Annotated in this window: 20 protein-coding genes; 14 read left to right on the forward strand and 6 right to left on the reverse strand. The window is 58.2% G+C overall.

Annotated features, from left to right (window positions below; all coding sequences use genetic code 11):
- Positions 1-8: 8 nt before the first annotated feature.
- Positions 9-1109 carry an LLM class flavin-dependent oxidoreductase gene (locus AC13RM_RS00670; protein ID WP_374816817.1) on the reverse strand — a complete coding sequence of 367 codons (1101 nt, stop codon included), beginning with the start codon at positions 1107-1109 and terminating at the stop codon, positions 9-11.
- 466 nt (positions 1110-1575) lie between these two features.
- Here AC13RM_RS00670 and AC13RM_RS00675 point away from each other — a divergent pair, with 466 nt between their 5' ends.
- From AC13RM_RS00675 to AC13RM_RS00705, 7 genes are all read left to right on the forward strand, one after another.
- A complete protein-coding gene (locus AC13RM_RS00675) occupies positions 1576-1755 on the forward strand; it encodes a hypothetical protein (RefSeq protein ID WP_374816816.1) in 180 nt (59 codons plus the stop codon).
- Positions 1745-2368 carry a helix-turn-helix domain-containing protein gene (locus AC13RM_RS00680; RefSeq protein WP_095438441.1) on the forward strand — a complete coding sequence of 208 codons (624 nt, stop codon included), beginning with the start codon at positions 1745-1747 and terminating at the stop codon, positions 2366-2368. Before AC13RM_RS00675 ends, AC13RM_RS00680 begins: the two co-directional genes overlap by 11 nt.
- A 184-nt stretch (positions 2369-2552) precedes the next feature.
- Positions 2553-2936 carry a hypothetical protein gene (locus tag AC13RM_RS00685; RefSeq protein ID WP_374816815.1) on the forward strand — a complete coding sequence of 128 codons (384 nt, stop codon included), beginning with the start codon at positions 2553-2555 and terminating at the stop codon, positions 2934-2936.
- 350 nt (positions 2937-3286) lie between these two features.
- Positions 3287-3427: a hypothetical protein gene (locus tag AC13RM_RS00690; protein WP_158225480.1), complete on the forward strand. Its 141-nt coding sequence runs from the start codon at positions 3287-3289 to the stop codon at positions 3425-3427.
- A 159-nt stretch (positions 3428-3586) separates the two neighbouring features.
- Positions 3587-4777, forward strand: coding sequence for a cystathionine beta-lyase (locus AC13RM_RS00695; RefSeq protein ID WP_374816813.1), 1191 nt, complete (start codon positions 3587-3589; stop codon positions 4775-4777).
- Positions 4778-4852: 75 nt separating this feature from the next.
- On the forward strand, positions 4853-5599 hold the full coding sequence (locus AC13RM_RS00700) for a gamma-glutamylcyclotransferase (RefSeq protein ID WP_488554428.1): 747 nt from the start codon (positions 4853-4855) through the stop codon (positions 5597-5599).
- Between the two features lie 142 nt (positions 5600-5741).
- Positions 5742-7094 (forward strand): FAD/NAD(P)-binding protein, encoded by a 1353-nt coding sequence (locus tag AC13RM_RS00705; RefSeq protein ID WP_374816811.1) that lies wholly within the window; start codon positions 5742-5744, stop codon positions 7092-7094.
- Positions 7095-7125: 31 nt separating this feature from the next.
- Here the strand turns inward: AC13RM_RS00705 and AC13RM_RS00710 are convergent, their stop codons facing one another.
- From AC13RM_RS00710 to AC13RM_RS00730, 5 genes are all read right to left on the reverse strand, one after another.
- Positions 7126-8160: an NADP-dependent oxidoreductase gene (locus AC13RM_RS00710; protein WP_374816810.1), complete on the reverse strand. Its 1035-nt coding sequence runs from the start codon at positions 8158-8160 to the stop codon at positions 7126-7128.
- A 122-nt stretch (positions 8161-8282) separates the two neighbouring features.
- Positions 8283-9128: a VOC family protein gene (locus AC13RM_RS00715; RefSeq protein ID WP_374816809.1), complete on the reverse strand. Its 846-nt coding sequence runs from the start codon at positions 9126-9128 to the stop codon at positions 8283-8285.
- Positions 9129-9265: 137 nt separating this feature from the next.
- Positions 9266-9979: a hypothetical protein gene (locus tag AC13RM_RS00720; protein ID WP_374816854.1), complete on the reverse strand. Its 714-nt coding sequence runs from the start codon at positions 9977-9979 to the stop codon at positions 9266-9268.
- Between the two features lie 465 nt (positions 9980-10444).
- Positions 10445-10630, reverse strand: a complete 186-nt coding sequence (locus AC13RM_RS00725) for a hypothetical protein (protein WP_374816808.1) — start codon at positions 10628-10630, stop codon at positions 10445-10447.
- 12 nt (positions 10631-10642) lie between these two features.
- The gene (locus tag AC13RM_RS00730) at positions 10643-10840 is read right to left on the reverse strand and encodes a hypothetical protein (protein WP_113228952.1); all 198 of its coding nucleotides are present in this window, start codon (positions 10838-10840) and stop codon (positions 10643-10645) included.
- A gap of 405 nt (positions 10841-11245) precedes the next feature.
- On the opposite strand from AC13RM_RS00730, the gene AC13RM_RS00735 reads away from it, so the two are divergent.
- The 7 genes from AC13RM_RS00735 to AC13RM_RS00765 all read left to right on the forward strand — a co-directional run bounded on the left by AC13RM_RS00735 (position 11246) and on the right by AC13RM_RS00765 (position 19542).
- Positions 11246-11776 carry an OsmC family protein gene (locus tag AC13RM_RS00735; RefSeq protein WP_374816807.1) on the forward strand — a complete coding sequence of 177 codons (531 nt, stop codon included), beginning with the start codon at positions 11246-11248 and terminating at the stop codon, positions 11774-11776.
- Positions 11777-11820: 44 nt separating this feature from the next.
- Positions 11821-13023 carry a M20 aminoacylase family protein gene (locus AC13RM_RS00740; RefSeq protein ID WP_374816805.1) on the forward strand — a complete coding sequence of 401 codons (1203 nt, stop codon included), beginning with the start codon at positions 11821-11823 and terminating at the stop codon, positions 13021-13023.
- A 245-nt stretch (positions 13024-13268) separates the two neighbouring features.
- Complete coding sequence (locus tag AC13RM_RS00745; RefSeq protein ID WP_374816804.1) at positions 13269-14894, forward strand: TIGR04028 family ABC transporter substrate-binding protein; 1626 nt, start codon at positions 13269-13271, stop codon at positions 14892-14894.
- 59 nt (positions 14895-14953) lie between these two features.
- Positions 14954-15895: an ABC transporter permease gene (locus AC13RM_RS00750; protein WP_113228956.1), complete on the forward strand. Its 942-nt coding sequence runs from the start codon at positions 14954-14956 to the stop codon at positions 15893-15895.
- On the forward strand, positions 15895-16812 hold the full coding sequence (locus tag AC13RM_RS00755; RefSeq protein ID WP_488554429.1) for an ABC transporter permease: 918 nt from the start codon (positions 15895-15897) through the stop codon (positions 16810-16812). The genes AC13RM_RS00750 and AC13RM_RS00755 overlap by 1 nt, the downstream gene beginning before the upstream one ends.
- Positions 16809-18488, forward strand: a complete 1680-nt coding sequence (locus tag AC13RM_RS00760; RefSeq protein ID WP_374816802.1) for a dipeptide ABC transporter ATP-binding protein — start codon at positions 16809-16811, stop codon at positions 18486-18488. Before AC13RM_RS00755 ends, AC13RM_RS00760 begins: the two co-directional genes overlap by 4 nt.
- Positions 18489-18492: 4 nt before the next feature.
- Entirely contained in the window at positions 18493-19542 is a 1050-nt protein-coding gene (locus AC13RM_RS00765) for a putative FMN-dependent luciferase-like monooxygenase (RefSeq protein WP_374816801.1), read from the forward strand.
- Positions 19543-19558: the final 16 nt, after the last annotated feature.

Raw genomic sequence — 19558 nt, forward strand, 5'->3', positions numbered from 1 at the left:
GTGGGTGGTCAGGCGACCGCTTGTCGCGGTGTTTCCCGCGCCGCCAGATCCGTCCTGACGAGGGGCAGAATATAGCGGCCGTAATCGATGGCGTCGTTCAGGTTGTCATAGCCTCGGATCGAGATCATATCCGCGCCGAGATCGACGTAATCGAGAATGGAGTCAGCAATCGTTCTCGGCGAACCGACCAGGGCAGTGGAGGCACCACGAGCATTGGTGGCCGTTACCGTCGGATACCAGAGAGCCCGATCATGCACATCGCCGCGCGAGGCGATTTCAAGCAGGCGCTGCGAGCCGGTATTCTGGGGCGAAGGCGCTGATGGTGGCACCTTGCCAAGACCTTTTGCGCGATTTTCTTTCAAAAGATCGAGGGTGCGATGCGCCTTGGCCCAGGCAAGCTCGTCCGTCTCCGCAACGATAGGACGGAACGTCACCCAGATCCGCGGGCGATCCTTGCGCCCGGCGCGTGCCGCTTCGGCATAGATCCGGTCGATTTGCTGCTTGGTTTCAGCCAGCGGCTCGCCCCACAGGCCGAAGATATCGGCAAGCGCGCCGCCGATGCGATAGGCGTCGTCCGACGACCCGCCGACCGACACCGGGATGGTGCCGTTTACTGGACGCACGCGGCTGTGGAACTGCTTGAATTGATAGTAGCGGCCATCGAAGTCAAAGGGTTCGCTCGACTGCCAGACGCGTCGCAGGATGCGGATATACTCCTCCTGCCGTTCGTAGCGCTGATGCTTGTCGAGGAAGTCGCCTTCCTTGGCCTGTTCTTCATCGCTTCCGCCGGCGATGAAATGAACCACGACGCGCCCGCCGCTCAGCTGATCGAGCGTTGCCAGCGATTTGGCCGCGACCGTCGGATAGATTGTGTTCGGACGAAGGGCGATGATGATCTTGATATTCTTCGTGTGCGCCACCACGGTTGCGCCGATGGTAAAGGGATCGAAGGACGCGCTGTCATAGGGAATAAGGGTGTAGTTGAAGCCATAATCATCGAGCGAACGGGCATAACGCTCGATGAATTGCGGGTCGAGGGCGGGATTTTCGAGAGGGTTGAGCTCGGTCGAGGCATTTGGAAAGGTGACGCTGATGAATTCGGTCGGCATGGCTATGTCCCTATGGTTTGCTTCACCGGATTGTGGTTAGGATGCTAACGTCAGCGGAATGCCACAGAAAGACAGGTCGTTCTTTTTCTACAAAATTTGTAGAATATTTATGCTTTGAATCCGTCCGACCGAGAAGCTGAGGTTTCGTCGAATAACCCTCATCAGAGATCCCCGCGCTGCCGTGGTTCGAAAAAACCCGTCGCACGCGACGCGGACTTTGCCATTCCCGATGAGCACATGAAGCAGCTGGAATGCGATTGTCTCGGCGGTGGATCCCACGAATAGGATCCGTCTTGTAGCAGGAGGATCGACGACCACGTGATCGAGCGTTTTTCGGGCAGGCCTTTCGTCGCAAACGCGCCCTTTTGCAAAAACATTTCGCCGCTCTTGCCAAGATTGGGTACGGCTCTCTCCACAGTAGTGCAGTGAAACAGTAGATTTATGGCGTTAGATTTGAGGAACCAGAATGTCCCGTCAGGCTGCCAATATCATTGATTTCCAGGCCTATCGCGATGCCCGCGAGAAAACGTCAGCGGTGGCGCCCTCTGTCGGCGCGATTTGGCCGGCCCAGCCGTTTCTCATGTGGGTGCCCTTCGTCGGTTTCATTCCTGTGATGCCGTACGGCAATCAAACCTATGGCAGCTGAACTGGGTGGGCCGCTGCATCTGGTCTCCAGGGCGGAGGCAATCGACGAAATTTCGACATTGACCGGCCAAAATCTGCGGCGTCTGAGAACGCGGCGGGGCTATTCGCTGGATCGGCTGGCCAAGATATCGGGCGTCAGCAGGGCCATGCTCGGGCAGATCGAAACCGGCAAGAGCAGCCCCACAGTCGCTATCCTATGGAAAATCGCGGCCGCCCTCGAAGTATCCTGTGGCTCGCTGATCGCCGAGCCGCATGAAACGGCTCTGCAAGTGTTGACGCACGCGAAAGCGAAGGTTCTTTCCGCGTCCGACGGACGATTTCAGACCAGGGCGCTCTTTCCGTATGAGAGCGAGCGCAAGGTCGAGTTTTACGAGCTGCGAATTGCTCCCCACCATACTGAAACTGCGGAACCACATCGCTCAGGCACCGTTGAAAATCTCGTGGTGTCGCGCGGTACGGTGGAGGTCGTTGCCGGCAGACATGCGCCGCAAATCCTTGGCGAAGGAGATGCCATCATATTCGAGGCGGATGTTGCCCATAGCTATCGCAACATGACCGGCAACGAGGCGGTGCTCTATCTCGTCACCACTTATGTCGAGGAAGTTCGCGGCTGAATTTGCGCCGCGCGAATGAAAAAGCTAGCCCCAAAGCGCGTTGCGATCTTTTAGATTCGCTCCTCGCGCTTCAGGTTTTCTTTCCACATATATCACGCAAAACCACAGCGCAGTTAGGTGATATGCTTCAGAGCTAGTGCACGTTTGTATGCGCGCACCTGCCTGATGATATCAGGCGGCTTCCATGGTGCAGCACATCATCATGTTGCCGCACATCATCATCATTGGCATGCCAGACGACATCATGGACATCATGCGCTTGCAGCACTCCATGAACATGTCCTTGTCCATGCCTTCCATCGGCATCATCTCGCAGACCATGCCCTTCGGCGTCATCTTGCACGTCATCTTGCCCATCATCATCTGCATCATGGGCATCATCATCGGATTCATCATGGGCATGCCGCCCATCATGGAACCCATCATCGGGTTCATCATAGGATTCATCATTGGCATCGCGCCCATCATCGGCATGTTGCTCATCATGGGGTTCATCATCGGCATCATGTTCATTGCAGGGTTCATCATCGTCATCTCCCGAAATCGGCCGTGTTCTGACCTTCGATGAAAGTTGAGTTATGCCAACTAATTTTCACGTTCAATGCAAAAAATAATTTTAATATTCTTTCCTCCAATAGAATAGATGCATCTCTGTTGATTTGATCGGTATCGTTGTTATTGCAGAGTTATATCCGCTATAGCAGACGCGGCCATTCGTCGTCGTCGGCGGTTCCGCGACGCGATCATCGCGGCCGAGGCGAAGCACGAAGAAATTCATTTTGCCGATTCAAGCCGGCACAGCGAAACCTATTCCTTTAATCTACTAGATTTATAGATATTGTCTCCGCATCGGATAAGTGTTCGCCGCATCGATGCCGCTCGTTGGTGCCGGGTCGGACGACGGAACCAGGAGCTCGTATGGATACTGTCCTTTACCTTGCCTCGCTCACAACGCAGCACCGTCGCTCAGTGGATTTCGGACCTCTGGCGATTACCTGGTTTGCCCTGGTGAGCCTCACGGTCCTCATGTCGCTGTTTCTGTTGCTGCGCATCACTTGAAAATTTCGGGGTGCGATGGTCAGGCCCTCTCGGCCTTTGCCCTTTCCGCCAGACATCGGAGATGTATCGCGTGACGCAAATATCCCAAAGCTTCTCGGAGTTGATCGGCAACACGCCGCTGCTGGAACTTCACAACCATCGCAGACGGGAGCAGGCACAATGACCAGGAACAATGGCCCTGCCGATCCGCTAGGTCCGAATACCGTGCTGGTGCGCGCGGGCCATGATCCCTTCGACTATCATGGCTTCATCAACCCACCGAAGGTTCATGCATCGACGGTTCTGTTTCCGGATGCGCAAACGATGGATCGCAACGCGCAGAAATACACCTATGCGACGCGCGGCACGCCGACGACGGACGCGCTCTGCGATGCGATCAATGAACTCGAAGGGGCGGCCGGCACGATCCTGGTCCCGTCCGGTCTTGCCGCCGTTACGACTGCGCTGCTGGCCTATCTGTCGCCTGGAGACCATGCACTGATCGTCGATTCCGTCTATGGCAATGTCCGGCAGTTCTGCGACACCATGCTTTCGCGTTTCGGTGTCGATGTTGAGTATTACGACCCAACGATCGGACATGCCATCGAGACGTTGTTCAAGCCCAACACGAAGCTGGTTCACACCGAAGCGCCCGGGTCGAATACTTTCGAGATGCAGGATATTCCCGCCATCGTCGAGGCCGCGCATCGGCACGATGCGGTCGTCACCATGGACAATACCTGGGCAACGCCGCTTTTCTTCAGGCCTCTCGAGGTGGGCGTCGACGTATCGATCCAGGCATCGACCAAATATCCCGCCGGTCATGCCGATGTGCTGATGGGCACGATTTCGGCCAATGCCAAGCATTGGCGGGCGCTGAAACGCGCCAATGGAGCGCTTGGCTTTTGCGGCACGCCTGATGACGCCTATCAGGTTCTTCGCGGGCTGCGCACCATGGGCGTTCGGTTGGAGCGTCATCAAGCAAGCAGCCTTGCGGTTGCCAAATGGCTGGAAGGACGAGGTGATGTCGTTCGTGTCCTTCACCCGGCTCTGGAAAGTTTCCCCGGGCACGCGCTTTGGCGGCGTGACTTCAAGGGGGCAGGCGGGGTGTTTTCCTTCGTATTGGCAGTCGATCAAACAAAGGATTTCAAGCTGAAGGCACAGAAATTCCTCGATGGGCTCTCGTTGTTCGGCCTTGGCTACTCCTGGGGTGGATATCAAAGCCTCGCCCTGCACGTCGATCTCAGCGATCGGCGTATTGCGAAAGTGCCGGTGGAAGGACCGGTCATCCGTCTTCAGATCGGGCTTGAGGATGTCGAGGACCTTATCGCCGATCTTGAACGTGCCTTCGCTGCCTCCTCGACGGTTTGAGCAGCACATCTTTCTCAAGAGGCAGGCCTTGGAAAGGCGAGCGTTAGGTCAGACGTATACGGAGGTAGGTGAGAGATGGTTCACGGCAGCGTCAAAGCCGCAATCGGTCATTCCGAGATGGATCTGACGGATGAATTGGTCGCTCTAAGCTTGCGAAACGAGATCGATCCGGGACCGGACCCGCTGCGCATACCGATCACCGAGACCGAACTGGATGCGCTGGCGGAGCGGCTCTATCGGGAGTCGCAAGGGGATGCGCTCTGGATCTTCGCCTACGGTTCCTTGATCTGGAAGCCTGATTTCGATGCCGTGGAAGCGCGGGTGGGAGCCATCAAGGGGTGGCATCGCTCGTTCTGTCTCCGGATGACGCGGTGGCGGGGGTCGCAGACGCAACCAGGCCTGATGCTGGCATTAAAACGAGGCGGGTACTGCAAGGCCGTCGCCTTCAGATTGGATGACGGCGATCGCCTTGGCCAGATCAGGCGCATGCTTCGCCGGGAAATCGGAACCCTTGAAGACGCGGCCACTATTCGATGGGTGCGGGTACAGACCGATCAGGGTCCGGTGCGGGCATTGGTTTTCTGGGCAGACCCAAAGGGAAGCTACGTCACCGCCAAGCTGCCATTGGAGGCTGTCGCGGGCATCTTGGCACGGGCTTGCGGCGCCAGGGGGTCATGTGCCGAGTATCTCTATTTGACGGTGAAGCATCTCGAAGCTTGGGGGATTCGGGATCTCAATCTGTGGAGGCTTCAAAAGCTCGTCGCAGGCGAACTCAAGGCGATCCACGAATTGGAGGCGTGGCAAACCAGGCCCGCGTCCTGAGCCGGAGTGCGTAGGACGCCCCCAATATTTCCCGGCAATGTCATCATCACATATTGGATCGGAAATCCATGTGCCCTAGATCAGGTGAAAGGGAGATATCGGTAATTGTCTTGCCTCTGTTCGAAAGCGGAGAAGGCCAGCGATGATCTATGATGCCGTTGTCGTGGGTTCTGGTTTTTCCGCCATCTCCACCGTATGCAATCTTGTGGAGCTACTCCCCGAAACGGCATCGATCGCCATTGTCGGCGACGATCCTGGATTTGGTCGTGGGACCGCCTATCGGACAGAACTCTATCTGCATCGCCTGAACGTGCCGGCCGGTCGCATGAGCCTTTTTCCGGACCGTCCGAATGCCTTTGTCGAATGGCTGCGGGAACGTAAGCGACCTTTGGACGCGGGAGATTTCGCTTCCAGGCAGGATTATGGCCTGTATATTCGGGACAGTTTGGCTGCTCTGCTGCGCAACAGGAAACAGCGTTGCCGGGTTGATTTCATAAAGGCCAAGGCGACCGGATGCGTTGAGCGCTATGGTTCCGCGCTCGGTTTTATTTTGGACAACGGCAATGAGATCGCCGGGCGAAGCGTCGTGCTTTGTCTCGGAGTGGGGAATGCCCAACTGCCCTTCGATTTGACCGGATTGCCTGCCGGCCTGCGCTCCCACATCATCGAAAATCCATGGCGATTGTCATGGCTGCGACGCGTCGGTAAGACCGATACGGTCTGTATCCTGGGTTCGGGACTGACGATGATCGATCAGGTCTTGGCGCTGTCTGCCCACGGTTTCACCGGCAAGATAATCGTGTTGTCGCGGCGCGGTCTCGTTCCGCATGATCACGTCAGTCATCCGAAGCCCGCAGTCGAGATCGACGTCGGAGCCCTGCCCACGAGGATGAGTGAACTCCTGCATGTTCTCCGTCGCGAAAGCAAAGATGCCGGAGACTGGCGTAGGATCATGGATGGCTTGCGCCCGAAGACGCAAACTCTCTGGTCGAGATTGCCGGAGGCCGAGCGCCGCCGCTTTTTGCGTCATGCGTTGCCATGGTGGAATATTCATCGTCATCGTGTTGCCCCGGATGTGTTCCGGAAGTTTGAGACGATGCTGCAGAGCGGCCAGGTTTCGGTCCGAGCCGGTTATCTGCAGAATGTCGAGAAAACAAAGGCTTTGACCGTGCGTTACCGGCCTCGCGGCGAGAGCTTTGCCGCATCGATTGAGGCGGATTGGATCGTGAATTGCACCGGCATGGAGCGGGCAGGCATCTCGCATTCTCCATTGCTGCAGGAGATGCAGCGCCAAGGCCTGATCGAGGCAGACCCGCTTGGCCTCGGACTGGTGGTCGATGAGCGCTCACGCATCCCTGGTTCGGGCGGCAGCGAAGCGGTCATCTATGCCGTTGGCGCGCTGACTGCGGGCCAATTCTGGGAAATTACCGCCGTGCCGGATATTCGCGTCCAGGCGAGACAGGTCGCCGAGGCCATTGCGGAGAGATTGCGGTGAACGAGCCGGCTTCGAGGGCGCGCTTGCAAGATTAGTTCTGCGCGACACGCACGATCAGCTTACCGAAGTTTTGTCCTTCCAGCAGCCCGAGGAAAGCTTCAGGAGCGTTTTCGAGCCCATCCACGATGTCCTCCTTGTATCTGAGGCGCCCCTCGGCAATCCATTTTCCGGCTTCACGATAGAAATCGGGACGCTGATCGGTGAATTCGCGTTGTATGAAACCCCGGATGGTCAGGCTCTTTCTGAGGATGGCGCGCATTACTGTGGGCAGTTGCTCCGATCCGCGCGACGAAGTGGACGGATCTTCGTTATAATGTGCGATCAGTCCGCAGATCGGAACACGCGCGAAATCGTTCAGCAGTGGAAACACGGCATTCCAGACGTGCCCGCCGACATTTTCGAAGTAAATGTCGATGCCGTTCGGACAAGCCGATGCGAGCCGGGCTTGAAAATCGTCCGCGCGATGATCGATCGCGGCATCGAAACCGAGTTCGTCGTGGATATAGCGGCACTTGTCCGGGCCGCCTGCGATGCCGACCACTCTTGCACCAAAGATCTTGCCGATCTGGCCGACGGCAGAGCCGACCGCGCCGCTTGCGGCGGCAACGACCAATGTCTCTCCCGCCTTGGGTCGTGCGATATTACGCAATCCCGCATAGGCGGTGAAGCCCGGCATTCCCAGAATGCCGAGTGCCGTCGAGATCGGCGCCGCATTCGGGTCGAGCTTGCGCAATCCCGCGCCGTTTGAGATCGCATGACTCTGCCAGCCGGAATGGGAGAGGACGATGTCCCCCGGCGTGAATTCCATATTGCGTGATTTGACCACGCGCGCGACGGTTCCTCCTTCCATCACGCCGCCAATTTCGACCGGCGCCGCATAGGATTTCGCGTCGTCCATGCGACCCCGCATATAGGGGTCGAGGGAAAGATAAAGGATTTGCAGAAGAACCTCGCCTTCGTCGAGATCCCGCAAGGTTTCCCGTTCAAGCCGGAAGTTCGCCGCACCCGGTTTTCCAACGGGACGCGAGGCAAGCACGATGCGGGTGGTAACGGGCTGATTGGCCATGTGGGGCTCCTTGTTTCTACTTCCGAGCGCGACGCAATCGCAATGCCGGATCTCGTGCTCTCACTCGCAGTCATCCGAGCGCTCACGCCATATCATCGCGTGTGAGCTTCGGCCGTTCCACCTCATTCCTTGAACCACAGCGCGACTCCATTTGCGGCATCGGCATCAATGAGCAGGCCGCTTTCGAAGGCGCGAGGCGAAAAGCCTCCTTGCACCAGCACGTCTGCGGTTGCTTCAAGCGATCGTACCTTCAGCCCTAGCGCTACTTTTCTTTCGTTGCCGTCGAAGCCTGTCGGAATGGCCGAGCCGAACCGGGAGGCGGCCGCAGCCTCGGATAGGATATGAAGTGTGACAATGCCGGTGTGAATTGCAATGCCGTCTCTATTGATGTCAGGCGCAGCGGTATTGGCAAATCCGCCAAGCAGCTCGGTTAGCGTTTGGGGAGCGCGGCTGACGATGAAGACGTCGACGATATCGAGCGCACCGTTGGGGTGGCTCTGATCCTTCGGCTGCCACACGAGGTCCGGCGTATTGTGCTGGCAAAAGAAGAAGCGGCCGTTGGAAATCGCCTCCTTGCCGAGCTGGAAGGTGCGGAAACTGGCGGACTTCTCTATGCGTCCCACGTCGACGGGACGTGAGAAATCACGCCATTCGGTGACGGGTTTGCCGGCGTCGCCCAATTCGCGTTGCAGGCTGGCGGCGTCGGTGGTTCGAAAAGCAAGCCCGTTCAAACCGATCGGATAAGACCAGAGATCGGCGCGTTTCCCGTCACTGTCAGGCGGAAATCCGAGCAGCTCCAGATAGTTCTCGCCGAACACGGCAAGATGATTGATGGAGCCCAGCGTATGATAGCCGCGTGGCGTCAGCGCGAAGCCGAGTTTGCGGTAAATTGCAGCGGCCTCGTCCAGCCGGTCAAGAACGCCGACGACGGCGTGATCAAGGATGAGGGGTTGGGCAGTAACGGCCATGTGTGGGGCTCCCGGTATGGAGATAGGTGGAAGGCATAGGTTAGGTCAAATCGTGGTCCTGTCGCTGCGCCTGGCCGGTTGAATTGCTGTCGTTGCAAGACCGGCATTGCGATGCAGCGTCGACGCCAGGCGTCTTATCAATCGTGGTTCCAGCCATTTTTCTCGGCTGTTGTCGCGACAAGGGTTGCGTAGTCCTTGCCAATCGTCTCGAGTTTTTCCACCAAGACGGAATGGGGGCCGCCGAGCTGGCCGATATAGTCTTCGCCGCCCCCGGATTTGTCCCAATCATTGCCGATGAAGCGGGCGATCGCCTTGCCCGATGCGGCGATTTCGGGCTTTGGAGCGTGAAACGACGCAGCCGTCTGTTTCAGGCCATCCAGGAACGCGTCGTCATCGAGGCCGCTATAGGGCTTGCCTTCGGAATTCGTGACGTTGAGATATATCTGCTCGTCTCCGAATGCGGTGTAGCCGCCACCAAGTCCCTTCTTCGTCGCGTCGGCTGCCTCGAAGAATTTCTGTGCGACGGCGGCGTTGAGCGTGTTTTCGGGAAACTGGACAATGACAAAGCCGGTCTTGCCCGACGTATCGTCGAGGCGAGAGACGAGCACGCTGTATTGGCGAAAGACATAGCCAAGCGAGCCGGCCAGCCGATCGGCGGTGATATCGTCGAGCTCTCCCTCCGTTTGAAGCGACGCATTGGTTTTCAGCAGATAGCCGCCGGGCGTGACCTCGGTCTCCAAGGTTGCCGGATCGATGCCGTTTGCCGATATGATTTGCGGTACGATCTGCTTTAGCACTTGCGCCGAGAATGCCGCACGATCGTCGTAGCTTGCGCGAGCAAGCCCTGGCAGGTTGAAGCCGGAGGAAGGCGTCGCCTCATAGGATAACAGCACCTTCTGGCCTGCTGCCGCCGCATCGTGAAATACCATCGCCATGGCGGCGCTCAGAGCGATTGCTGCTCCGAGCCTAAGAGCTATGGAGAAAGTGTTCTTGATATAAATTCTATAAGGCATCTGCCATGCTCCCCATCGATTGCTGCATTTCAATTGCTGTTGATCTTGTACTTTCGCTGCCAATGAAGATACGCCGGTAGGTACCGCTACCGCCTTATGAAGCCTTTAATGGCTCGCTTGATCCCTTTTGATTGCTGAGCTGGTCGACGATTGTCGCATCTGGAAGATCGTCATTTTAGCGATCACATCAGCAACGCGTTCGCAAACCGACGTTGGGCCGGTTGCGCAGCGACTATGTCGATAGGAGGAAAAGTATCCATGGCTGCTCATGAATGTGTATTGGGCATGTTTTTCTTGTCAACGCTAACGCCGGTGTCGATGCGAACCGATCTCATGAGATAGTTCGACGCATTTCGATTGCAGCTCGTGGCGGGTGCCGTCATCGACAAGATCATCGAGAATGAGCGCCCGATATTCTTGAGCGAGCAGCCTCGTCTCTATCTCGTCTCGTTGCGCCGAGAGGCGAAAGAATCGATGCAGCCTACTCATGATACGCCTCCCTTACGCGGCACGGTTGAGGTTGCCAGGCGTTGTGGACGCCAACTTTTGGATTGCTCGCAGCACGTCCGAGGCGGCAGCAAAATATTGGCCGTCGAGATCATAGACATGAAACTTGACCGCGATGAACTTCAGTGCGCCCTTGTCCGGAACGACGATGCCCACCGGAATGCCGGCATATTCAATCACCTGTCTGGTCATTATCACCACCTGTTGAATTGATTCTTCCGGACGAACGATCGGGGCATTCCAGGTTCGCTTAGTCTATTAATTTAATAGATTATATGCATGGGCGATGCGGAAGACCATTCTCGATGATGCCAAATAGTCGCGCCACAGTGAAAAACAATTCTAATATGAGAGCGGACTCTTAAAGAGCAAAGGCGCCCCGGAGTCGCGAAGGTTGTCCTGAATGAACCGGGAGCGCGCCGCCGATTTTCGGCGGAAGCCTATCTCGTCCAACATGCAAGGCCCATGGACGCCATCATAATAGTCTATAATTTTCATGGACTATTATGATGGCGTCCGGCTATAAGTGGTGCCATCATCATTGTGGCTCTGAACTGACGCCTGAGGCGCCAGCCGTCGACGTGAAGGAAATCGGCAGTGACAAATTTGAACGAATATCTCGGGCAGAAGCGGGAAGCCCTGCTCAATCGGCGTAAGCGGGTAAAATCCGGGGAGCTTAGCGCGGTTACGTTGAACGCGAGTGCGAGTGCCGAAGGCCGCAGCGGGGTGCGCCGCATCAGAATTAGGGACTTTCAGGTCATTTCCGACAGCCCGCCGGATTTTGCCGGCTACAATTTGGGGCCATCGTCTCCCGAACTTTTGCTCGGCGCGCTCTCCAGCTGCCTGACGCATACATACCTCATTCACGCGTCAGACCAGGGCGTACCGTTGGAATCGTTGCACGCGGAAGTCTCCGCCTCGATCGATCCGCGCGGAGGTGCCGAGGGCCATGACGATATTCCCGTCTATCCCCACGACATCAATTACGTCGTAACGCTGGTGTCGTCTGCAAGTGCGGAAGAAATAGCAAGGCTGCAGGCCACAGTGGAGAAGCTTTGCCCAATCCTCAACCTTCTTAAGCGAGGAAACGAGGTGCATGGGCGTGTCGATCACCAGCGCCCGGCGTGAGGTGAACCCTCGCTTGTCTTTCTCCATCCAAGGGTATCCGCGCCATGAATAAACCCGTTGCATCGATCACAGGACAGCCTGTTTCGAATATCATCGATCGGATCGAAGGTTATCATCCGGAGCTTGTCGCGATCCGACACGATCTCCATGCCCATCCCGAAATCGGCTTCGAGGAAGTGCGCACCTCGGCGATCGTTGCCGAAAAGCTGTCGTCCTGGGGGATCGAAGTTCACCGCGGTATCGGCAAGACGGGTGTTGTCGGCCTTCTCAAGGGACGCCATCCCGGCAACAGGTCGGTGGGCCTGCGCGCCGATATGGATGCCTTGCCGATGCCGGAGGAAACCGGTCTTGCTTATGCCTCGATCCATCCCGGCCGGTTTCACGGTTGCGGCCATGATGCCCACACGACGATCTTGCTTGGTGCTGCACGCTATCTTGCCGAAACGAGGGATTTCGCGGGGACGGTGACCTTCATCTTCCAGCCGGCCGAGGAGGGTCTTGGTGGGGCGCGGGCGATGATCGCCGACGGCCTCTTCGAGCGGTTTCCGGTGGACGAAATCTATGGGCTGCACAACGCAACGCAATTGCTGCCAAATCATCTGCACGTCTCGGCCGGAGCAGTGTTGGCGGGCGCTGATTTTTTCGATGTGACCTTCAAAGGCAAGGGCGCGCATGGCGCCCATCCGGATGTCGCACGCGATCCTGTTCCGGCAATCGCCGAACTCGTGCAGGCGCTGCAGACCATCGTCAGCCGCAATGTCCCGCCGACGGAACCAGCCGTGCTGTCCGTGACCAAGATATTCGCAGGGTCGGCCTATAATGTCATACCGGAAACCGCGAGTGTCGGCGGCACGATACGAGCATTCTCCGATGACATCAGGCGTTTGATCCGCGAGCGCCTGACGACGATCTCACGCAATATTGCTGCCGCTCATGATATCGAAACCAATGTCGATATACGCGACATTTTCTCGGTTCTGACCAACCATCCGGATCAGGTCGATATCGTCGCTGCTATTGGCCGCGAGGTTCTTGGCAAGGATCGGGTTTCGACAGTGCCCAAGCGCGCGATGGGAAGCGAGGACTTTGCCGATATGCTGCTCCATGCGCCGGGCGCATTCTTCACGCTCGGGCATGCCGGCAATGTTCCCGCTCACAATCCCGGCTTCATCGTAGACGATGACATTCTCACCGTCGGCGCGACATTGTTTGCCCGTCTTGTCGAAAGCAGACTGAAGGCGGTGTGAGCAATTCGATCTTCGCGTACATGCAACCGACTGGTATGCACGACTTCCGTAAAGAACCGGCGCGCCGGCAAAAATGTGTGGAGGAGCTGGACAATCCACTTGCCAATCGGTCATTGCCAACGATCGCCAGTTTGAAACGGCAACGCGTTCGTTTCCTGACTTAGGCCCAAATTAGAATATTAATTCTATAGATAGATAGGGGTTTGCCGTAGGTTGATGCGCATTATCCTACAGAGGCTTACACAATGGGCATCAAAGCCAAATTCAAGGCGGCAAGTTTACTGACCGTGTGGCTACTGGCGGCGCCGGTGGCATTCGCCGATGACCAGCCAGTCAAAGGCGGCACGCTGATTTATCTCGAGCAGCAGGCGCATACGAACCTCTACCCGCCGGCCGGTGGTTTCTATCCGAACGGCGGCATTCTCAACCAGATCACCGACAAGCTGACCTATCAGAACCCGAAGACGCTCGATATCGAGCCGTGGATTGCCGAATCGTGGACGGTCAACGATGCGGCGACGGAATATACGTTCAAGATCCGTAAAGGCGTGACCTTTTCCGACGGTACTCCGCTCGATGCCAATGTCGTCGCCAAGAATTATGATACGTTCGGCCTTGGCAACAAGGAGCTGAAGCAGCCGGTTTCCGAGGTCATCAACAACTACGATCACAGCGAAGTCGTCGATCCCTATACGGTCAAGTTCTACTTCAAGAAATCATCTCCGGGTTTTCTGCAGGGAACGTCCGTCATCGGGTCCGGCCTAGTCTCGTTGAAGACGCTGGCGCTGTCCTTCGACCAGCTCGGCGATGCGACCAAGATCATCGGGTCCGGCCCCTTTGTCGTCGAAAGCGAGACGCTCGGCAAGCAGCTCTCGCTGAAGGCGCGGACGGACTACAACTGGGGTCCAAGCAAGCTGGCGCATCAGGGCCGAGCCTATCTGGATGGCATCAAGTACATCATCACCGGCGAGGACAGCGTGCGCATCGGTGCATTGCTTTCCGGCCAGGCCGATTTCATCCGTCAGCTGCAGGCCTATGACGAGAAGCAGGTGAGCGATCAGAGTTTCGCGATCTATGCGGCTCCGACCCGCGGCGTGAACGACAGCGTCGCCTTCCGGCCGGACAATTCGCTCGTTGCCGATCTCAAGGTTCGTCAGGCGCTCCTTCATGCGACCAACAACAAGGAAATCGTCGACACGCTGTTTTCGGCAAATTATCCGCAGGCGAAATCGGTTATTTCGTCGGCTGCGGCCGGCTACACGGATCTGTCGTCGAAGTTGACCTACGATCCGGCTCTTGCTGAAAAGCTTCTGGACGAGGCAGGCTGGAAGAAGGGCGCGAGCGGCGTTCGTGAAAAGGATGGCAAGCCGCTTTCGCTTGCCGTCTACGAATCCTTGCCTCAGCCCCAGAACAAGGCCGTGCTGCAACTCGTCGCGCAGCAATGGGCCAAGCTCGGCGTCAAGCTGCAGGTTCTTGCCGGAACCTCGGGAAATCTGGTGACCGACAACGTCGATCCGGCAAAGACGCCGTTGGTCGTCGCCGAAGTCGGCCGTGCCGATCCCGATGTCATCAAGAGCCAATTCTACCCCAAGAACCGCGATGCCCTGCTGCAAAAGGGCGGCCTCAATCCCAAGGCGACCTTCTTGGATGACAAGCTGAACGGCATCCTGGAAGCCGTCGCCTCCGAGACGGATCGCGACAAGCGACTGGCGGCGGCCAAGGCGGCACAGGAATATCTGCTCGATCAGGCCTACGTCATCCCCTTCTTCGAGGAGCCGCAGGTCTTTGCCGGCGCGCCTTACGTGAAGGGAATTGCATTCGAGGCCGTGGGACGCCCATCCTTCTACAGCACCTGGCTTGCTGAACATTGATGAAAAGGGCTGGCCCGGCGTGGTGCCGGGCCCTCCTTATGCGAAGACATGGTAGTGGCATGGCAAGATACATATTATCGAGGCTCGGGCAGGCACTGTTCGTCTTATGGGCGGCTTTCACCGTTTCGTTCGTATTGCTGCAGTCGCTGCCAGGCGATGCGGTGCTGATCAAATTCCAGAACCCGGATTACGGATTGAGCCCCGAGCAGCTTGCCGACATTAGGGCGGCTTATGGTGCCGACGGATCGTTCCTGCATCAATATCTCCATGCCGTCTGGAATTTCCTGACGGGTGATTTCGGCTATTCCCTACAGGCTGGCGTTCCGGTGAGCTCGTTGCTTGCCACCAACCTGCCACCGTCCCTTCTGCTTGCGGCATCGGGATTTGCGGTGGCGGCGCTTCTCGCCGTTCTGATCGCAATTGCCTGCAACCTCTCCGGTCTTGCCTGGCTGCGTGGCCTGATCCAATCCATTCCGTCGCTCTTCATATCGGTGCCGACCTTCTGGCTCGGCATCATGCTCATTCAGATATTTTCCTTTCGGCTCCGCCTCGTGCCGGTCATCAATCCGGGGCCCTGGGAAGGTCTTTTCTTGCCCATCCTGACCGTCGCGGTGCCGATTTCCGCGCCGCTGGCGCAAATCTTGCTGAAGAACATAGATGAGGTCCTGACGAGGCCATTCGTGCCCGTGGCGCGAGCCAAAGGCCTCTCTCATGCCAAGGTCCTTTGGCGGCACGTCGCCAAGAACACGCTGCTGCCGGTTTTAACCGTTGCCGGATTGCTATTCGGGGAGCTGATCGCCAGCGCGGTCATCACCGAAACGGTCTTTGGTCTCAATGGTATTGGCGGGCTAACGAAACAGGCCGTCGACAGCCAGGATGTTGCCGTTCTTCAAGCGATCGTCGTCATTGCCGCGACCGCTTTCGTCGTCATCAACCTCGTGGTCGATCTTCTCTATCCCGTGCTCGATCCGCGGCTGAAGACCAAGCTGGGAGCCGCATGATGGCAACGATCGAAACCGCCCGGCATCATGCAGACCTCGATGCGTCCGACCGGCAAGTCAGTGTATCGCCCGTGACGCTTGAGGCTGATTTTCACGAGAACGCCGGAGCTGGCGGGCGCTTTCCGCGCATGCAGCCTGGTCTCTTCCTTACCTGCCTCATCCTGGCACTGGCTGTCCTTTGGGCACTCTTCCCAAGCCTCTTTACGATCTATGACCCTGTCCAGGGCCTACCCGGGCAACATCTACGACCGCCCAGCGCCACCCATCTCCTGGGCACGGATTCGCTCGGGCGGGACCTCTATGCCCGCATCGTCTATGGTGCGATCCATTCGCTATCGGGCGCGCTCGCGGCCGTTGGCATCGCGCTTGTGGCCGGCACGACGCTTGGCGTGCTTGCCGGATCGTTCGGCGGCAGGATCGAGACGGTCATCATGAGGCTGGTCGATGTCATGCTGTCGATACCGGATCTTCTCTTGTCGCTCAGCATCATCGTTCTACTCGGTTTCGGCACCGTCAATGCCGCGATCGCCGTCGGCTGCACGCTGATCGCCAAGTTTGCCCGATTGGTTCGCTCCGAAGTCGTCACCGTGCGCCGAAGCGAATATGTCGAGGCCGCCTTCGGCAGCGGCGGGACATTCCTCAAGGTGCTCTGGCGTCACATCCTGCCGAATTCACTGACCTCGGTAATCGCCTTTGCGGCACTTCAGGCCGGCTGGGCGATCCTGCAGCTCGCGACGCTCGGCTTTCTTGGCTATGGCGCCCCGCCGCCGACACCGGAATGGGGCCTGCTGATCGCCGAAGGACGCAATTATATCGCAACCGCCTGGTGGCTGACGGCCGCACCCGGTCTTGTCGTCGTCCTGGTGGTTATTTCCATCAATCGCATCAGCCGGGCAATCGGGAGCATCGGGAAATGACGGCTCCGATCATTGGAACCATTGCAGAAGAGAGTGCGCCGATCCTCGATGTTGCAGGCCTCGTGGTCGCCTATCGTGATAGGAGCGGCCAGCGCACGGTCGTTCACGATATTGACTTTGAGGTTCGCGCTGGCGAAGTGGTCGCCCTCGTCGGCGAATCCGGTTCCGGCAAGAGCTCCACGGCACAGGCGCTGATCGGCCTTCTGCCCGAAGGTGGCTTTCTCCAGCAGGGAACCATCCGCCTGAACGGCCAGGATATTGCCGGCTGGCCACAAAAGCGGCTGGATGGCATTCGCGGGTCCATCATCAGTCTCGTGCCGCAGGATCCGGGCAATTCGCTCAATCCGGTGAGGACGATCGGCGAACAGGTCGCCGAAATCCTGACGGTGCATGGCAGGGCCTCCGGAGCGGCTGCTCGCGTTCAGGCGATCGAATTGCTGGAACGTGTCGGCCTCAGCCAGCCTCAATTGCGTGCCGCGCAATATCCGCACGAGCTCTCCGGCGGCATGCGTCAACGCGTGTTGATCGCCATTGCCATTGCGCTGAAACCTTCGCTGATCATCGCCGACGAACCCACCAGTGCCCTGGATGTCACGGTGCAGAGGCATATCCTCGATCTGATCGACGATCTGAGACGGGAATATGGCACGGCGGTCCTTCTGGTGACCCACGACCTCGGGGTCGCTGCCGATCGATCCGACAGGCTGATCGTCCTGCAGCACGGCCGCATCCAAGAGCAGGGACGCACGGCCGATATCCTCGCAAACCCGCAAAGCAACTATACGCGCCGTCTGCTTGCCGACGCGCCATCGTTGAATGCGCGGCCTAAGGCCTCGCTGGCACACCCGGTTGCATCCGTCGCGCCCGCCGACGACATCGTTGTGGTCGATAGGCTGGTGCAGGATTTCGGTGCCGGTAACAGCGGCAGTTTCAGGGCGGTCGACAATGTTTCTTTTCGTGTTCGCCGCGGCAGCACACACGCAATCGTCGGTGAGTCCGGCTCCGGCAAGACGACGACGATCAGGATCGTTTCCGCCTTTCAGAAGCCGACTTCGGGTCAGGTGCTGATCGACGGGCTCGACCTGGCTTCGTTGCGCGGCGAAGCGTTGAGGCTGCTGCGCAAGAAGATCCAACTCGTCTATCAAAATCCCTATGCTTCGCTCGATCCGCGCCAGACGATCGAAAGGATTGTAGAGGAGCCGCTGTTGAATTTCGAACGGCTGCGCCGGCGTGAGCGATTGGCGAAGGTGGCGGCCACTCTCGACAAGGTCAGGCTGCCAGCCGACCTGTCGCAACGTCGGCCGCATGCTCTTTCGGGAGGGCAGCGCCAGCGCGTCGCGATTGCACGTGCGCTGGTGCTCGACCCGCAGATCCTGGTGCTTGATGAGGCTGTCTCCGCACTTGATGTAACTGTGCAGGCGCAGATCCTCGGTCTCTTGGGTGAGTTGCAGCGCGAGCTTGGGCTGACTTATTTGTTCGTCTCCCATGATCTCGCCGTCGTGCGACAGATCGCGGACACTGTCTCGGTGCTGAACGCCGGGCAGCTGGTCGAGACCGGACGCGTCGAAGACGTCTTTTCCAATCCCAAGAGCCCGTACACGCGCGAACTGATTGACGCGGTGCCAGGCAAGAAGTTTCCGCGGGCGACAGCGCCAGCCTTTATCAGTGCAGGATGATCCCATGAGTACGCCAACATTACCGAAGCGACTGGGCTTCTTCAGTCGGGTGCTGGATCAGGTGGATGCCGGAACCCGTTACAGGCTTGTTGCCGAGCAGATCATTCATGCCGAAAAACATGGCTTCGACACGGCCTGGGTGGCGCAGCATCACTTCAATGGAGACGAAGGCGGCTTGCCTGCGCCATTGGTGTTTCTCGCCGCTCTGGCCCCACAGACCTCTCGTATCCGTTTGGGGACGGGTGTCATCACGTTGCCGATGGAGAACGCGGTGCGGGTCGCCGAAGATACAGCCGTGCTCGACAGCCTGCTTGATGGGCGGCTGGAGGTCGGCTTCGGAACGGGCGGCACTCCGCAGGCCTTCCTTCCCTTCGGCCTGGAAAGCAGCCAGCGCACGGAGGTCTATGGCAATCATCTTGCTCTCGTGCGCGATGCTTGGGCGGGCGGAGAGCTTGCAGGCGGCAACCGCCTCTATCCGGCAGCGCCGCATTTGCGCGACCATGTCTGGCAGGCAACATTTTCTGTGGGCGGCGGCTTGCGTGCCGGCCGCGATGGCGATGGGTTGATGTTGTCGCGCACACAGCCGCGGCCGGTCGAGACGCCGGACGCCAGGCTTTGGGACCTGCAGAACCCGATCATCGATGCCTATCTGTCAGCGCTGCCGGCCGGACGGCAGCCGCGAATATTGGGTTCGCGGAGCCTCTTTGTCGCCGACAGCAGAAAAGAAGCCCTTCATTTTGCCGACATTGGCCTGAGGCGGATCGCCGAACACTTCAAGGCGGCGGGCTTTGTGATTCCAGGCGAAACCACGGCTGATTTGATTGGAGCTTTCGATGTTCACGTCGGCACCCCCGACGACGTTATCGCGTCGCTTCAGGCAGACACGGCATTGGCGCGGGTCACGGACCTGGTCTTTCAAGTGCATTCCGTCGATCCGCCGCATGAATATATCCTGCGCTCGCTGGAACTGACGGCTGCTCATGTCGCCCCAGCGCTTGGTTGGGTGCAACAGCGCTCCACCGGAAATGAACGCCGCTTGGCGGCGCAAGTCTAATAGCAGCATCCGAAGA

It is taken from the genome of Martinezella sp. CNPSo 3732, from assembly GCF_057784515.1.

Excerpts from the sequence above, each read along its gene's own strand:
- AC13RM_RS00680 (WP_095438441.1), top strand. The coding sequence starts at position 1,745 with ATGGCAGCTGAACTGGGTGGGCCGCTGCATCTGGTCTCCAGGGCGGAG.
- AC13RM_RS00710 (WP_374816810.1), bottom strand. The coding sequence starts at position 8,160 with ATGGCCAATCAGCCCGTTACCACCCGCATCGTGCTTGCCTCGCGTCCC.
- AC13RM_RS00750 (WP_113228956.1), top strand. The coding sequence starts at position 14,954 with ATGGCAAGATACATATTATCGAGGCTCGGGCAGGCACTGTTCGTCTTA.
- AC13RM_RS00675 (WP_374816816.1), top strand. The coding sequence starts at position 1,576 with ATGTCCCGTCAGGCTGCCAATATCATTGATTTCCAGGCCTATCGCGAT.
- AC13RM_RS00695 (WP_374816813.1), top strand. The coding sequence starts at position 3,587 with ATGACCAGGAACAATGGCCCTGCCGATCCGCTAGGTCCGAATACCGTG.
- AC13RM_RS00700 (WP_488554428.1), top strand. The coding sequence starts at position 4,853 with ATGGTTCACGGCAGCGTCAAAGCCGCAATCGGTCATTCCGAGATGGAT.
- AC13RM_RS00715 (WP_374816809.1), bottom strand. The coding sequence starts at position 9,128 with ATGGCCGTTACTGCCCAACCCCTCATCCTTGATCACGCCGTCGTCGGC.
- AC13RM_RS00745 (WP_374816804.1), top strand. The coding sequence starts at position 13,269 with ATGGGCATCAAAGCCAAATTCAAGGCGGCAAGTTTACTGACCGTGTGG.
- AC13RM_RS00685 (WP_374816815.1), top strand. The coding sequence starts at position 2,553 with ATGGTGCAGCACATCATCATGTTGCCGCACATCATCATCATTGGCATG.
- AC13RM_RS00765 (WP_374816801.1), top strand. The coding sequence starts at position 18,493 with ATGAGTACGCCAACATTACCGAAGCGACTGGGCTTCTTCAGTCGGGTG.
- AC13RM_RS00725 (WP_374816808.1), bottom strand. The coding sequence starts at position 10,630 with ATGAGTAGGCTGCATCGATTCTTTCGCCTCTCGGCGCAACGAGACGAG.
- AC13RM_RS00670 (WP_374816817.1), bottom strand. The coding sequence starts at position 1,109 with ATGCCGACCGAATTCATCAGCGTCACCTTTCCAAATGCCTCGACCGAG.
- AC13RM_RS00755 (WP_488554429.1), top strand. The coding sequence starts at position 15,895 with ATGGCAACGATCGAAACCGCCCGGCATCATGCAGACCTCGATGCGTCC.
- AC13RM_RS00740 (WP_374816805.1), top strand. The coding sequence starts at position 11,821 with ATGAATAAACCCGTTGCATCGATCACAGGACAGCCTGTTTCGAATATC.
- AC13RM_RS00760 (WP_374816802.1), top strand. The coding sequence starts at position 16,809 with ATGACGGCTCCGATCATTGGAACCATTGCAGAAGAGAGTGCGCCGATC.
- AC13RM_RS00730 (WP_113228952.1), bottom strand. The coding sequence starts at position 10,840 with ATGACCAGACAGGTGATTGAATATGCCGGCATTCCGGTGGGCATCGTC.
- AC13RM_RS00690 (WP_158225480.1), top strand. The coding sequence starts at position 3,287 with ATGGATACTGTCCTTTACCTTGCCTCGCTCACAACGCAGCACCGTCGC.
- AC13RM_RS00705 (WP_374816811.1), top strand. The coding sequence starts at position 5,742 with ATGATCTATGATGCCGTTGTCGTGGGTTCTGGTTTTTCCGCCATCTCC.